This is a genomic window from Rhizocola hellebori, from assembly GCF_016862955.1.
Taxonomy (GTDB): Bacteria; Actinomycetota; Actinomycetes; order Mycobacteriales; family Micromonosporaceae; genus Rhizocola; species Rhizocola hellebori.
On sequence record NZ_BONY01000009.1, the window covers coordinates 21,213 to 34,273 of the forward strand.

Annotated in this window: 17 protein-coding genes; 7 read left to right on the top strand and 10 right to left on the bottom strand. The window is 66.9% G+C overall.

All coding sequences use genetic code 11. The features are described 5' to 3' along the window. The first annotated feature begins 49 nt into the window (after positions 1–49). Positions 50–295, top strand: coding sequence for a hypothetical protein (locus Rhe02_RS08810; RefSeq protein ID WP_203907614.1), 246 nt, complete (start codon positions 50–52; stop codon positions 293–295). Positions 296–313: 18 nt separating this feature from the next. Here the strand turns inward: Rhe02_RS08810 and Rhe02_RS08815 are convergent, their stop codons facing one another. After that, complete coding sequence (locus Rhe02_RS08815) at positions 314–706, bottom strand: hypothetical protein (RefSeq protein WP_203907615.1); 393 nt, start codon at positions 704–706, stop codon at positions 314–316. Between the two features lie 148 nt (positions 707–854). Between Rhe02_RS08815 and Rhe02_RS08820 the strand changes: the two genes are divergently transcribed. Both Rhe02_RS08820 and Rhe02_RS08825 read left to right on the top strand, forming a co-directional pair. Further along, on the top strand, positions 855–1,595 hold the full coding sequence (locus Rhe02_RS08820) for a hypothetical protein (RefSeq protein WP_203907616.1): 741 nt from the start codon (positions 855–857) through the stop codon (positions 1,593–1,595). A gap of 53 nt (positions 1,596–1,648) precedes the next feature. Then, a complete protein-coding gene (locus tag Rhe02_RS08825) occupies positions 1,649–2,134 on the top strand; it encodes a hypothetical protein (RefSeq protein ID WP_203907617.1) in 486 nt (161 codons plus the stop codon). Positions 2,135–2,168: 34 nt separating this feature from the next. Here Rhe02_RS08825 and Rhe02_RS08830 read toward each other — a convergent pair whose 3' ends face one another. From Rhe02_RS08830 to Rhe02_RS08845, 4 genes are all read right to left on the bottom strand, one after another. Then, positions 2,169–2,882 carry a PIG-L deacetylase family protein gene (locus tag Rhe02_RS08830; protein WP_203907618.1) on the bottom strand — a complete coding sequence of 238 codons (714 nt, stop codon included), beginning with the start codon at positions 2,880–2,882 and terminating at the stop codon, positions 2,169–2,171. A gap of 210 nt (positions 2,883–3,092) precedes the next feature. Next, complete coding sequence (locus Rhe02_RS08835; protein WP_203907619.1) at positions 3,093–3,452, bottom strand: VOC family protein; 360 nt, start codon at positions 3,450–3,452, stop codon at positions 3,093–3,095. Next, positions 3,436–3,738: an ArsR/SmtB family transcription factor gene (locus Rhe02_RS08840; RefSeq protein ID WP_239123577.1), complete on the bottom strand. Its 303-nt coding sequence runs from the start codon at positions 3,736–3,738 to the stop codon at positions 3,436–3,438. The genes Rhe02_RS08835 and Rhe02_RS08840 overlap by 17 nt, the downstream gene beginning before the upstream one ends. Before the next feature lie 66 nt (positions 3,739–3,804). After that, positions 3,805–4,320: a P-loop NTPase family protein gene (locus Rhe02_RS08845; RefSeq protein ID WP_239123578.1), complete on the bottom strand. Its 516-nt coding sequence runs from the start codon at positions 4,318–4,320 to the stop codon at positions 3,805–3,807. A 77-nt stretch (positions 4,321–4,397) separates the two neighbouring features. Between Rhe02_RS08845 and Rhe02_RS08850 the strand changes: the two genes are divergently transcribed. Together Rhe02_RS08850 and Rhe02_RS08855 are read left to right on the top strand one after the other, a co-directional pair. Beyond that, positions 4,398–5,297, top strand: a complete 900-nt coding sequence (locus Rhe02_RS08850) for an aminoglycoside phosphotransferase family protein (RefSeq protein ID WP_203907767.1) — start codon at positions 4,398–4,400, stop codon at positions 5,295–5,297. 70 nt (positions 5,298–5,367) lie between these two features. Further along, entirely contained in the window at positions 5,368–6,204 is an 837-nt protein-coding gene (locus tag Rhe02_RS08855; protein WP_203907621.1) for a DMT family transporter, read from the top strand. Here the strand turns inward: Rhe02_RS08855 and Rhe02_RS08860 are convergent. From Rhe02_RS08860 to Rhe02_RS08870, 3 genes are all read right to left on the bottom strand, one after another. Continuing rightward, positions 6,194–6,862 (bottom strand): Type 1 glutamine amidotransferase-like domain-containing protein, encoded by a 669-nt coding sequence (locus Rhe02_RS08860; RefSeq protein WP_203907768.1) that lies wholly within the window; start codon positions 6,860–6,862, stop codon positions 6,194–6,196. The genes Rhe02_RS08855 and Rhe02_RS08860 overlap by 11 nt on opposite strands. A gap of 80 nt (positions 6,863–6,942) precedes the next feature. Further along, complete coding sequence (locus Rhe02_RS08865; RefSeq protein ID WP_203907622.1) at positions 6,943–8,001, bottom strand: DUF4232 domain-containing protein; 1,059 nt, start codon at positions 7,999–8,001, stop codon at positions 6,943–6,945. Beyond that, a complete protein-coding gene (locus Rhe02_RS08870) occupies positions 7,998–8,507 on the bottom strand; it encodes a SigE family RNA polymerase sigma factor (protein ID WP_239123579.1) in 510 nt (169 codons plus the stop codon). The genes Rhe02_RS08865 and Rhe02_RS08870 overlap by 4 nt, the downstream gene beginning before the upstream one ends. Before the next feature lie 203 nt (positions 8,508–8,710). Between Rhe02_RS08870 and uppS the strand changes: the two genes are divergently transcribed. Together uppS and Rhe02_RS08880 are read left to right on the top strand one after the other, a co-directional pair. Beyond that, complete coding sequence (gene uppS, locus Rhe02_RS08875) at positions 8,711–9,424, top strand: polyprenyl diphosphate synthase (RefSeq protein WP_239123581.1); 714 nt, start codon at positions 8,711–8,713, stop codon at positions 9,422–9,424. Positions 9,425–9,525: 101 nt separating this feature from the next. Further along, the gene (locus Rhe02_RS08880) at positions 9,526–10,752 is read left to right on the top strand and encodes a Clp protease N-terminal domain-containing protein (protein WP_203907624.1); all 1,227 of its coding nucleotides are present in this window, start codon (positions 9,526–9,528) and stop codon (positions 10,750–10,752) included. Here Rhe02_RS08880 and Rhe02_RS08885 read toward each other — a convergent pair. Next, complete coding sequence (locus Rhe02_RS08885) at positions 10,749–12,038, bottom strand: DUF4872 domain-containing protein (protein WP_203907625.1); 1,290 nt, start codon at positions 12,036–12,038, stop codon at positions 10,749–10,751. The two genes, Rhe02_RS08880 and Rhe02_RS08885, sit on opposite strands and share 4 nt — an antisense overlap. 223 nt (positions 12,039–12,261) lie before the next feature. After that, entirely contained in the window at positions 12,262–12,984 is a 723-nt protein-coding gene (locus tag Rhe02_RS08890; protein ID WP_203907626.1) for a VOC family protein, read from the bottom strand. Positions 12,985–13,061: the final 77 nt, after the last annotated feature.

The window sequence follows — 13,061 nt, forward strand, 5'->3', positions numbered from 1 at the left end:
CGGCGACAACCCATTCGCGCCCTGAAACCAGACGTGACACGCTGACTTCGTGACCAGTGACACGCCCGACCGGCGGCTGTGGCTCATCGAGATAGCCGTCCTCGCCTCCAGCGATGAAGTCGACCGGCTCGCCGACGACCTCATCACCACCCTCTGCCCCGACCCCACCCACGACGGCGACTGCTCCACACCATGGGCATTGACCACCATCGACGGTTCGAGTTTCTCCGCTCGCCGCCAAGCCGACATGCGCGAAAGCATCCGCCTGACCAACCCCGACCCCAGCGACTTCTGACGCGCTAGCTGAATGCGCTCATTCTGCCTGGCGGTAGGTCCCCACCCAGAAAAGAGAGAAAATCGCTATGACTGGTACGAGGCTTGCCAGCACAACGAGTCCGTGAAAGCCGAGAAGCACTTGCAGCCCGATCAGGGCCAGCGGCGGCACGGCACCAAGCAGCACGATGACGGCGAGATAGGCTGCCCGGACAAGCAATCCCTGACCCAGTTGGCGCAACAGCGGGCCGTCGCTATCGGCATGCCAGGCCATGACGGGCGCATCGCTGTCGTCGGTCAGCGCGGCCTCGGAGATGTCCACTTTGGACCATCCGACCCTGGTGTTGAGACGCCGCCCCAGCGCGCCGCGCATGCGAGCATCCCAAACCCGTTGATAGCGCAGCGACATCAACAGGTAGGCGACGAGCCACACCGCGCTGAAGATGATCTGAACCGGTACCGACATGGAACGCCACGATACGGCAGGTTGATCAGGATGTCACCACCTGGATCTGCAGCCCAGCGACCCGGACACGGGCCCCGACTGGCGGCCTGGCGGGTCGGCGAGCGATGATCGCGGGGTGGACATTCCCGTATCGCTGCGCGAATCGTTGCACGATCCCGCGTTCTGGGCGCGGTACACCTTCGCCGCGGAGGACGGCCCCGGCGCGGATCGGCTCGGCACCCTCAGGGAGCTGCTCGACGAAGACGAAGACGAGGAAGGTGACGAGGAGCGGGAGGACGCGTTCGTCGTCAGCTTCGACGTCGGCGGCGGGCATCTGGTGGTGCTCGACATCGACAACGATCTCGGCTCGTACGAGCTCGGCATCGCCGCGCCGGGTGGCGCCGACATTGCCTCGCTGGGCTGGGACGACCTGGCGCATTGGCATCCTTTCGCGTTGCGCTGGCCGGAACTCGACCTGATCTGCCGCGCGGTCTCGGTGCTGGATCCACAGCTGCCGCATCCAGGAGCGCCGATGGCCTTGCTGTGCCGGTTCGCCGCGGTCTTCGACGGCGACGACGTGGACGCCGCCGTCGCCGAGGTGGACGCGGCATACTCCGCGCTGCGGCCTCAGGATTGGGAAGGCTACTGGCCCGCGGGCAGCGATTGGCTTGACCGCGCCGACTTCCGCGGCCAGCAGGTGGTGTGGCATCGCGACGACGCGGGCAACATGTGGGCTGAACAAGACGACGATCACGACAGCGACTTCTACAGCACCCGGGTGACACCACCGGATGAGGGCGAGCATTTCCCGCACGCCCGGCTGAGAAGCCTGCTTGCCGCCGCCGCGATCACCGTAGCCACCCGATCCCATCCCTAGCCCCGCAAACAGCGCCTGGCATCGTGTGGCGCACAGATGGCATCGTTGTCGGCATGCGGATCCTGCCCTATGAGCGGTTCACCATCCAGAGCCCTCTCCCCGTGGATGAGCTCACCCACCGGCTGCGCAGCGGGGTTGCCCCGGTCAGGTTCTCGCTACGGCGGCCGGCGCAGCCGTTCCAGGGCTCGGTTCACGGCGACAGATTTGTGATTCACCGTGTGCTCGGCTACCGCAACTCCTTCCGGCCGGAGATAACCGGCCGAGTCGTCCCGGCAGGCGGGGGCTCGACAATCGAGGTGAGCATGGCCCTTCATCCTGTCATCCTGGCCTTTATGGGCTTCTGGCTCACCATTGCCGCCCTGGTTTTCGTGGGGTTCGGCATCGCCGTCGTGAGCCGCGCCGCCAACGCCCGCGACGTTGGCGTCTTCCCGTTTCTCTTCCTGCCCTTCGGGCTGGCGGTGTGCACGATCGGCTTCCGCATCGAGGCGAACCGGACCAAGCAGGCCCTGTATCGACTCGTCGGCGCCGTCGCGGCTTGACCGCAGCCGGGCGCCGAGTGTCCATATTGGAGAGTCAGTCGGCCGACACGAAGCATTCGTCGGAGTTGAGTTCCCAGTAGGCGGTTCCCATGGCGGCCATGGCCGAGCTGGTCTGGGTGCTCATCGCGGCGAGGGCCGTGATCTTACGATCGAGGTCGGCGCCGGAGAGGGTGATCGCGATGGCCATCTTTTCGCGCGGCACGCCAACCGGGCGCTCGTCGGTCATGAAGACCTGCCACTGCTCGTAGAGACTGCCCCACTTCGCCAGGTGGTCATCGGTCATCGACGCGTGCAGCAGCCGCCCCGGTCTGCCCGCCAATTCCCACGCCGCACCAGTCCATTGCGAGATCGCCTGATGGTCGGGGTGGAAGGTGGTCCCGTCCGGGCCGAACGTCAGGATGGTGTCGGGTGCCACCTCATCGATGATCGCGCGGATTCGCGCGATCGCCTCGGCCTGGTCCACTTCGGACAGAGCGCCGTCGGCGTAATCCAGGAAGTGGTGCTCGGTGACGCCCAGGACGGCCATTGCCGCGGCCGTCTCCCAACGCCGTACCTGACCGAGGCGCTGCGGCGGCCAGGTCACCGGATCGTCGGTGCCGTGCTCGCCGGCTGTCGCCGACACGCACACCACCCGCTGCCCGGCGGCCACGGCAGCGGCCATGATGCCACCGGCGAGGTAGGTTTCGTCGTCGGGATGCGCCCAGATCGACAGGATGGTGCCGAGCTCGGCGATGCTCAGGTGGGTCACCCGCCCATCAAATCATGGCGACCAGAAGCCGCCGAGGCGATTTATGGTGCTGCGTCGGGAATCCGACGACCCCGCGTGGGCGCTATCCCGCACCATCGTGGCAGGCCAAGCCGCCGAGGCGGCCATGATGGCGATGCCCGCTGATGCCGGAGGTGCTGGTCACCTTGGCGGCCACCCGCCGACGACCGTCCAGAGCGGGGATCGACGACCTTAGGCATCCTTGTCGTAGGCATGCAGCCCGATGAGCAGGCCAGCGGGGTCGACGATGTAGCAGCCACGGCCGACGCCATCGATGCTGAAGGGATCGACGACCACCTGGCCACCATTCGCCGTCACGCGCGCCATGGCGCTGTCGAGATCGTCGACGCGGATGACGGGGATGGCGCGGGGCTGGCCGTCACGCGAAGGCATCAGCCCGGTGTCGACGCCGGGCGCCTCGCCGTGCGGGGCCACCAGATAGTCGGGCGCGGCGAACGGCTGCACCTGCCACCCGAAGACCTCCGCGAAAAAGCCGGCCGTGGCCGCAAGGTCGGGTGAATTGAGTTCGACATAGCTAACGGGCTGGGTCATGACGTTCCTTCCGGAGATTCGCAGGGGGTGCTTTGCTTTGCCGTGCCGCCATTTCGCCGGCCCAGTGACTCACGGCCAGCAGAGGGTCGCGGGCCAGCTCGTGCCACCGGTGCCGGCCGACGGCCGTGGTGTGCACCAAACCGGCGTCCTGTAGCAGTTTCAGGTGTTGCGAGACCGCAGGTCGGCTGATCGGCAACAGCTCAGCCAGCTGCCCGGTGGTCGCTGGACCGTGCGCGAGCCGGGCGATCATCCTGCGCCGGGACGCGTCCGCGACAGCGGTGAACACGGCATCAGGTTCGGCGTGCCCCATCCTCCCCCACCAAATCGGTAAGCATTTCCTTACGCGTAAGCCCTAGCTTACCCGATGCTCGCGGCTTGCGCGACGAACCGGTTGGCCGCTCTCCGGCTGGACAGCATGATCAGTTTGGTATGGGCCGCGTGTTCGGTGGCCAGGGCCAGCACGCGGGGCTTCATCGATTTGCGGTAGCCCCATACGTACCAGAAAAAACTCCAGCTGATCCGATCGAAGACCCCGTCGGTGAGATGTTGCCCGCCCCGGTATCGCCAGCGCCCTTTGCACGATTCCCCACAGGCAGACGGGAGCGGGCAGGTCCAGAAAGATCACCGTGTCGGCGGCAGCCAAGCGAATCGGCAGGGTGGTCGCGTAGTTTCCCTCGATCAGCCATCGCTGCCCCGCGACGAGCAGCTCTTGTTTGGCGGCGAACTCGGCCAGCGGCAGGGGGTTCCAGTTTTCGTCGTAATAGAGCGCATCCAGATGGCTGACTGGCAGGTTCAGCAGGGCGCCGAGGCGTTTGGCGATGGTGGATTTGCCGCTGCCGCCACAGCCGATGATGGCCACGCGTTCCATGACATTCCAGCCTAGGCCAGCGGGCCGAAGTCGGTTGCGGGCGCAGATCACCACCTGCCAGGCTTCCGGCTGTGCAGATGCATGCCGATCAGCTGACCCTCTCGCTGGAAACGGTGCGGGAATTGGTCGATGAACAGTTCCCGCAATGGCGCAGGCTGCCCATCCGTGGCGTCGCCTCGCAAGGCACCGTCAATGCCATCTTCCGTGTCGGCGACAGCCTGGCGGCCCGGTTTCCACTGCAGCCCGGCGACGTCGACGCGACCCGCCGCTGGCTGCGAGCCGAAGCAGAAGCGGGCCGTGAACTGATGGGGCGCACGCGGTTCCCCACGCCCACGCCGGTCGCCCTTGGTGAACCCGGGCCGGGCTACCCGCTTCCGTGGGCCGTGCAAACCTGGATACCGGGTGTCGTCGCCGCCGAGGAGGACCCGGCTGGATCGGTCGGGTTCGCCCACGATCTGGCCTCATTCATCAGCGACGTGCGCGCGATCGACACCCGCGGCCGAACCTTCGGCGGCACGGGCCGAGGAGGCGACCTGCAATCACACGACGGGTGGATGGAAACCTGTTGTCGGCGCAGCGAACAGCTCCTGGATGTGCCCCGGCTGCGCCGAATGTGGTCGGTCATGCGAGAACTGCCCCGCGGCGACACCAAGGACGTGATGGCCCACCGCGATCTGATTCCCGGCAACGTCCTCGTGGCGGGCGGGCGTCTGGCCGGGGTGCTCGATGTCGGCGGATTCGGACCTGCCGACCCAGCCTTGGACCTCGTCAGCGCATGGCATCTGCTGGATGCCGGGCCACGGTTTGAGCTGCGCAAGGCCCTTGACTGCGGAGACCTCGAATGGCGGCGCGGCGCGGCGTGGGCGTTCCAGCAAGCAATGGGAGCGGTCTGGTACTACAACGAAACCAATCCGGCCATGTGCGGCATGGGCCGGCGCACGCTGGAACGTCTTGTCGCCGACGATCCAGCCACCTGAGCCGGCGGTGACCGGCGCTGAAGCACCGCGGCCAGACCATTTGCCGTCGCGAGCTGTCGCAGCCGCGGCCATGCTGGCTGCAGCCGCGTTTTGGGGCATCTCCGGCGGGCTGGTCTCCGGCCTTGCGGTGAGCGGTGCCACGGCGGCGTCCACTGTGGAACTGGTGACCGGGGTCCTCCTGTGCGGGTTGACGGTTGCGCGCGGCCAGCGCCTGCGCGCGGTGGTCGCTGCCCTGGGCCGGCGGCTGTGGTGGCTCGGCCTGCTCGAAGCGGTCAACGTGGTCTGCTATTACGTGGCCCTGCAGCTGGCCCCGGTGGGACCGGTGATGGCGCTGCACCTGTCCGCGCCGATCCTGTTGACAGCGGCGTTACTTCTTCGCGGGCGCAGGAGATTGACGCCCCGGATCGCAGTGGTCTCCGCAATGATCATCGGGGCGCTGGTGCTCATCGCCGCCGCGGACGTGGACCAGGGCCGCTACCCGCATGCGGCCTGGGGCTACGTGCTGGCCGCCGTCAGCGCGGGCTGCCTCGCACTTTTCGTCACCGCAGTGGGTGCGGTGGCCGGCCACGTCCCGCCGATGGCGGCAGCCGGAGCGCAGATGCTCGCCTCGGGTCTGCTGCTGAGCCCGTCGCTGATCGGGCTTCGCGCCGATCCCGCCGACGGGATAGCGCTCGCCCTGATCAGCCTGGTCCTTTTCGCACCGGCGTGCTGGCTTTACTGGACGGCGATGCGGCAGCTGGCGCCCGTCACCGCCAGCACCATCCTGTTGGCCGAACCAATTTTCGGCACGCCGGTGGCCGCGCTTGCCTACGGTCTTGCCCCGACCGCGGCCCACGGACTCGCCGCCGGTCTCATCCTGGCCGGGGTCTACCTTGACATCAGCGACCCAGCGTGGGCTAAGGGTTGAGCAGTCTCCAGTGCCCCTCGGAGATGACTTCCACGTCTCCGTCGACCACTTTGATGGCCGTCTCGTTGTCTGTCGCGTATGCCCGCACCGGCATCTTTGCGGCCCACTTTTCGGCATTGGCCATAGAGTTGTCTGGCATGCCGGGGTAGTCGACGTGCGGAAAGATCGAGAAGTCGACTATGCCCAGCGTTTTGTCGCCACCTCCGGGTGGGCTCCAGCGCACGAAGTCCTCGCCGATGCTGGGGGTCATCACCATGCTCCCGGCGCTCAGCCCGACATAGACCGTGTGGTGCAGGGTCGGGAACAGGTCTGCCAAACCGGACTCGCGCATCCAGTGGCACAGGTACATGGGATCGCCGCCCTCGACCAGCAGGGCGTCGGCCCCCTGCACCCGGGGCACCCAAAGCTGCTCGCCGACGCTGGGCAGCGCCGTGAGCTCCAGTATTCCCACGGATTTCCAGCCCAGCCCGGCCATGGGCGCTCTGTCTTCCTGCCCGCTGATCACACGGTAGGCCTGGACGGCACCGTTGCGCTGGGCGTGTAACGCGGTCGGGATGAACAGGGCATTGGACTCGGCGATCGGCTTGCCCAGCAGATCGACCAGCGCCTCATGGATGCTCTTGTTCCTGACCCCCGAATCAGTAAGGAGAAGCTTCATCATGCCCTTCCTGGCCATCGGATCATCGTGTCCGGTTGAAGCTATCGCCCACCCCTGACAATTCGCCACCCTTGAGCCGCTCAGTAGGGACGCACAGCGGTGTGCAGGAAGCCGGCCGGGCTGCCTGGAATGGACCACGTCAAAGTCCAGGCGCCCACGGGCAGATCGGCTGCGACCGGCATCCGCATCTGGTAGCGGACCACTTCTCCTGGGCCGATGGCGGGGCGATCGCAGTTGAGCCGATGGCTGCTGGCCAGCGGATCGTGGCGAAGGTCGGGGCCCGAAGGCTGAAGTTGCTGGGTATAGGCCGGGCAATGGGTCAGCGACACCTCGGCCTTGGTGACGTTGGTGAGCTCGACAATGTACCTGTACTCCTTGCCCTGCTTCAGAGAGCCGCCACTGATCTCGGCGCGCAGGCCACTGAACGGACCGGTAAGGTCGCTCTGCCAACCGCCGATCTTCGCCGGGCAGGACAGCAGCTGAAGTCCCTGGTTGAGCGTGAGCGCCTTGCCGTTGGCCGTGATCTTCATCGATCCGGCCTCGCCCGAGGCGTTCTCGCACGCGGGTGTGGCGCGAAAGGACAACCAGGCGACGCCGGAATGCCCTGGCCGAAGCGCGATCGACTCGGCGCCGTCGGTGCTCAAACCGTCGAACACGCCCGGCTCGACGCTGCCCCCGACGGGGCTGCCGTCTCTGGCGAGCTTCTGCACTATTGGCCGGGCAGAAAGCACACAGGCCTCCGCTCCGATGTTCTGCACCCGCAACCCGAGCCCCACGCTCTGCGGGGCGGTGTCGGCCACGACGCTGTGGACGTCGAGTTGCGCCATATCGGCTTCCTGGCACGGATTCAGGCCGAAGGGGTCCAATATGGGCGGTGCTTGTGGCGTTTGCGCCGCTGCGGGGGCATCGATCCAGGCCACCACACCGTCGGCCAGAGGCGGCTCGCCAGGCTGCGGCGCATGGCGGGTCACCACGAACGTCACGCCCGCCGCCGCCACCACGACCACCGCAGCGGCCGACACCACCGCCCGGCGAAACCGCCGCCGCATACCGGTTCTGACGCGTGACACCGGATCCTGCCACATCGGCAATGTCCTTTCTGGAGAGTTGAGCACCCGCCGAAGGTCGTCTTCGATCATTTCGGGACCTCCTGGCTGTAGACGGCGCGCAGCTTGGCCAATCCCCGCGAGCCGCTGGTCTTGACGGCTCCCACCGAGCAGCCGAGCACCTCGGCGACCTGGGCCTCGGTCATGTCCTCGAAGAAGCGCAGCACCAGCACGGCGCGCTGATGCCGCGGCAGGCCAGCCAGCTGCCGCCAAAGAGCTTCATCTCTGGGTACCGGATCAACGCTGGCCTGATCCGGTACCTCATCAACAATGTCTTCACGGCGGCGGGCGCGCCGGTTGTTGAGGAAGCGATTGGTGATGGTGCGCCGGATGTATCCCTCCGGATCATCGCGCCGCCGGATGAGCCACCAGCGCATGCCGACGTGTTCGAGAGCATCCTGGACCAGGTCTTCGGCCAGAAGCGGATCGCCGGAAAGCACCAGGGCGAATCGCAGCAACGCGCGATGCCGCTGCTGGATGAAGACGTCGAACGACGGCGGCGCCTCCCAGCGTGCGCTCATCACCACCTCAACTTCCACCTTCCAAGGACACCCAGCAGGCCGCCAATGGTTGACAGCCGCGACGCACCGGTCAAGGCCGGCCGGTGGCGCCGATGTGAAGATCTTGTGTGGGCGAGGCCTCGCGGCCCGCGCGACGTGGTTGGATCCGACCCATGTGGCAGCCCCTACGTCGTGCGTTGTATCGGTTCTATGCCGGCCGGCTCCATGCGCAGCTTCGTGACATGGCCATGCCGCGGCACGTGGCGATGGTGATGGACGGCAATCGCCGCTGGGCTCGGCAGATGGGCTTCGACGACCCGAGGATCGGTCACCGCTACGGGGCCGAGCACCTGGACGAGGTGCTGGGCTGGTGCGCCGAGGCCGGCATCCGGCACGTCACCGTCTTCCTCGCTTCGGCTGACAACATGAGGAAGCGAGACCCCGACGAGGTCGACCACCTCATGCAGATGATCGAAACCGTGGTGGCGCAGCGGTTGTCGCGGCAGACCAGCCTTTGGCAGCTGCATCTGGCCGGGCGGCTGGAGGTTCTGCCCGACTCCACCAGGCATGCCCTCAAACTCGCACAGGAAGAGACCCGCAGCAGGAACGCGGAGTTTCACCTCACTGTCGCGATTGGATATGACGGCCGCGAGGAAATCGTCAGCGCGGTGCGTTGCCTGCTGGAGGAGGAGGCGCGCTCGGGCGCGACCCTCGATGACGTAGCGCAGCGCCTCAGCGCCGACGCGATCGCCGCGTATCTGTACACCGGCGGGCAGCCCGACCCTGACCTGGTGATCCGCACCAGCGGCGAGCGGCGGATGTCGGGGTTCCTATTGTGGCAGGCGGCCTACTCCGAGCTGCATTTCTGCGACGTGTACTGGCCCGGATTCCGAAAGATCGATTTTATGCGGGCGCTGCGTTCTTACGCCTCCAGACAGCGCAGGTTCGGCGCCTGACCCGCCCAGCTGGTGTATCCGGACCGCCTGGCGGGCGTACCCAAAAAATATTGAGGGTGTGGCAGGATGCCTGGGACTTTGTCGGGAGAGGGCGCGCGGCCATGCTTGATCGGTTCACTGAAGAGGCGCGGCAGGCGCTGATTAAGGCCCAGCAGGCAGCTCGAAGCCTGCGCTACGACAGCCTCGACAGCGGCACCCTGCTGCTTGGCCTTCTCACCGATCACACCGACGCCGCGATCAGAGCGCTTGCCCAGCAAGGCATTAACTTTGATGTGGTACGCGAGGAGATGCTCGCGCGGCGGCGGCCCGTGTTCCGCACCGAGCAGAAGGGCGCCGTCCCGTATACCGCAGAGTCGATGGCGCTCATCGACACGGCGGCACGAGAGTCCAAAAAGCTCGGTCACAAAGGTGTGTTGACATCGGGCCATCTCGTGCTGGCCATGGTGCGCACCCCGGAATCCGTGGCGGCGCAGACAATGCTTGCCCTCGGCGCCGACCTGAGGATGATCGAGCTCGCGGTGGCGGCCGGCCACGTGCCGTCGCTTCCCGAACCGGCTGTGGAGCTTCCCGACGAGTTCCGCAGGATGCTGGTCCAGCAGGCGGGTCTTGACTGGCCTCGCCCACGGCCTCACCTCATCTCGACCGTGGTCAATGTGCTTTGGTACCTGGGCACGCTCGCCATTCTGGTGGTGGCCAGCCAGCACACCGCCGGCCCTGAGCTGGTGGTCGGTCTCGCCGCGGTCGGCCTGCTGTGGGTGGCGGTGCTGCACCTCATCATGATCCGCCGGGTGAGGATCCCGGCCCCCGTCAACTCCAGCCTGATGCCAAGCCCGCCGGAGCTGATGGCCCTGGTGGCGCGATGGGGCATCAGCGACTTCGCGATCTGGCTGCGCGACGACTACCACCTCGACGATCACGCGGTGCGGATCCGGGCCAAGGCGCGCATCGGCGTTTCCCGCGAGGTCTTCAACCGGCCCGCCGAGTCCGGTTTCGTGGTGGCGCACGAGCTTGCCCACCTGTTACGCAACGACTCGATGCGCAGCGTGATCGATCGATGGCTGCGGCGCAGCTTCCTGCTTCCCGCCGCGATCACTCTCGACCCGTGGATCTGGGCCATCATCGCCGCAAGCCTTGTCCTGCATGCCCTGGTGAAGAACTGGGAAGCCGAGTTCGCCAGCGATCTGATCGCCGTGAAGCTGCACGGCCACGAGCAGATGGCGTCCTTCGCCAACCGCACCCATGTGGCCAAAGGCTGGCCAAGCCGCACCCACCCGCCTTACGCGTGGCGGATGTGGCTGGCCAGCAAGAGAATCCCGCACCTGGTTTAGCGTGCTAGCAGCGCGACCGCCTGCTCCTCGAAGGTGCGGGCGGTGTCCACCAGCTCGGCCAGCGCGCCAAGCACGGCTGGGTCCGGACCGGGCGCATCCGCCGCGGTGATCGCCGCCGACAGCGCCTTGATCTCCTCCGCGCCCGCCCGCCCCATCGTCATGACCACCGTCATCCGGCGACGCGCCAGCTCGGTGACCTCGGGCAGGTCGTCGGCGGTCTCGGCGGCCAGATCGGCCAGCTTCGACCAGGATTGGCCCGACTGGCGGAACAGCTCTGCCGCCCGCGCCAGCTCCTTCTTGCCCAAGACAACTGCCGCCTCGTCCAGAAAGTCGGCATACAGCGGCCGCGTCGCTCCCGCCGCGGTGTACTCCAGCTCGACGCACTCGTAGAGGCGCAGCAGGGCCCACGCGTAAGCACCCGGATCAGCGAAACGCCTGACCCATCCCGACTTCGTGCGCTCATCGCGCAGCTGCGCGGCCAGCCGGGTCATGCCCGAGAAGCCGAAATTCACATCGAAACTGTTGCCCAGCACCGGCCCGGTCAGGTGCGCCACCGTGACAGCCAATGCCGTTGCGATCGCGGCAGGCAAATCCACCGGCTTGGCCGGCCGGTCCACGGTGACCCGATGGTGGCGTCCCTTCTTGTATCCCGACCACGCACGGGCGAAATCATCCTCGGAAATCGGGTGTGGCTGAGCGTTGACATCGTCGAGATAGAGGATGTCGCCTTTGGCGCCTGCCACCACTACTTGGTACGGATCGGATGCCAACGCGAGCGTGTCGCTGTGCCACGGCAGGGCGCTGCGATCGACAAGGCACAGGGCTGCCTTCTCGAGCTCAAGATCGGCACGCAGCTGGGCCAGCGCGCGCGGCACGCTGCCGCTGTGCGTCTCGGAGGACCCGATCCCGAGCCGGGCCAGGACCGCAGCGAGCCACGGCTCCGGATGGTGCTGCGCCACGATGGTGACAAGCGGCGGGATATTCGTGTACTCGAATGTCGCGTACATGAATCCGATACCTCCGCCGAGCCCGCACACCATGGCCTCGCTGTAAGGCGCCGCGGTGTGTGGTGCGACATGACCGGCCTGGCGCAACAGGTGGCCCACCAGTGAACTGAGGCGATGCCCGCCCGCCCCGAACATGTCGTACCCGGGCACCAGGCCCGCCGGCAGCGGCCCAGAGCTGGCCTGTGCGAGCACCTGCCTGCGCGCGGTGCTGTAGCTTTCACGGGTGCGCGACATCCGTTCCCGCACCCGGCGCTTGAGATGCCGATGATCGGTCATCATGAGTCCCTTCACGACGGACGGCGCGCCACGCCTCCCACGCCCGCGGCCACCGACCCGTAAGTGTCTGGTGAAAGGACAGCACCACACTCATGCCCGCGATGGCATGGAGACCACCTTCGCCCCCGCGCCGCCGGTGGGCGTGGACCACCGATCAGGGGGTAGGGCGCGCGAGCGACGCCGCACGCCGCATACTCCCCTCCCCCGCCGCCCGCCTGAAGCCTGGTCAGCGGGGTGTCAGCACCCAGAACTCGTTGCCGTCGGGGTCGGCCATCGCCACCCGGCCGTCCTCGCCCTGACCGGTGTCGATTCGTGTCGCGCCGAGCGAAGTCAGCCGGTCGACCTCTGCCTGCTGGTCACCGTCGGCAGGCGGGGCAAGCTCGAAAAACACCCTGTTCTCGGCAACCTTCGGTCTCACCGGCGGGCCGCCCCACGTGATCTTCGGACCTCCGTGCGGCGAACGGATCGCGGTCTCCTCGTTCTGATCCCAGACCAGCGGCCACCCCAGCGCCTTGCTCCAGAAATAGCCGACCGCCTGCGAGCCGTCGCAGGAAAGCGCTCCGATGAAACCGCACTCGGCGAGGAAATTGTTGCCCGCCTCGATCACGCAGAACTCGTTGCCTTCCGGGTCGGCGAGCACCACATGCTCGTCCTCCGGAAGCTGGCCGACGTCAAAATGCTGTGCGCCCAGCCCGAGCGCTCTGGCCACCGTCTGCTGCTGGCCGTCGAAAGACTTGCTCGTCAAATCAAAATGCAGCCAGTTGAGTTCGGCCTTCGGCACTTCGGTTGGCACGAAACGGATTCGGAACCCGGTGTCATCCGAGGGAAGGACCGCGACGCCGTCGCGTGGATCGTCTACCATCGGCCAGCCCAGAACCCCCGACCAGAACCGCGCCTGGCTCGGCGGGTCGCTCGCGCCGAAGCAGACCGCCAACAGTTGACTAGCCACTAACCGCTCCTCTGCAATCGGCAACTGACCGGTGCCGATAAGGCCAGCCTTGTCGCGCACTCGAACGGAAGCCTAAG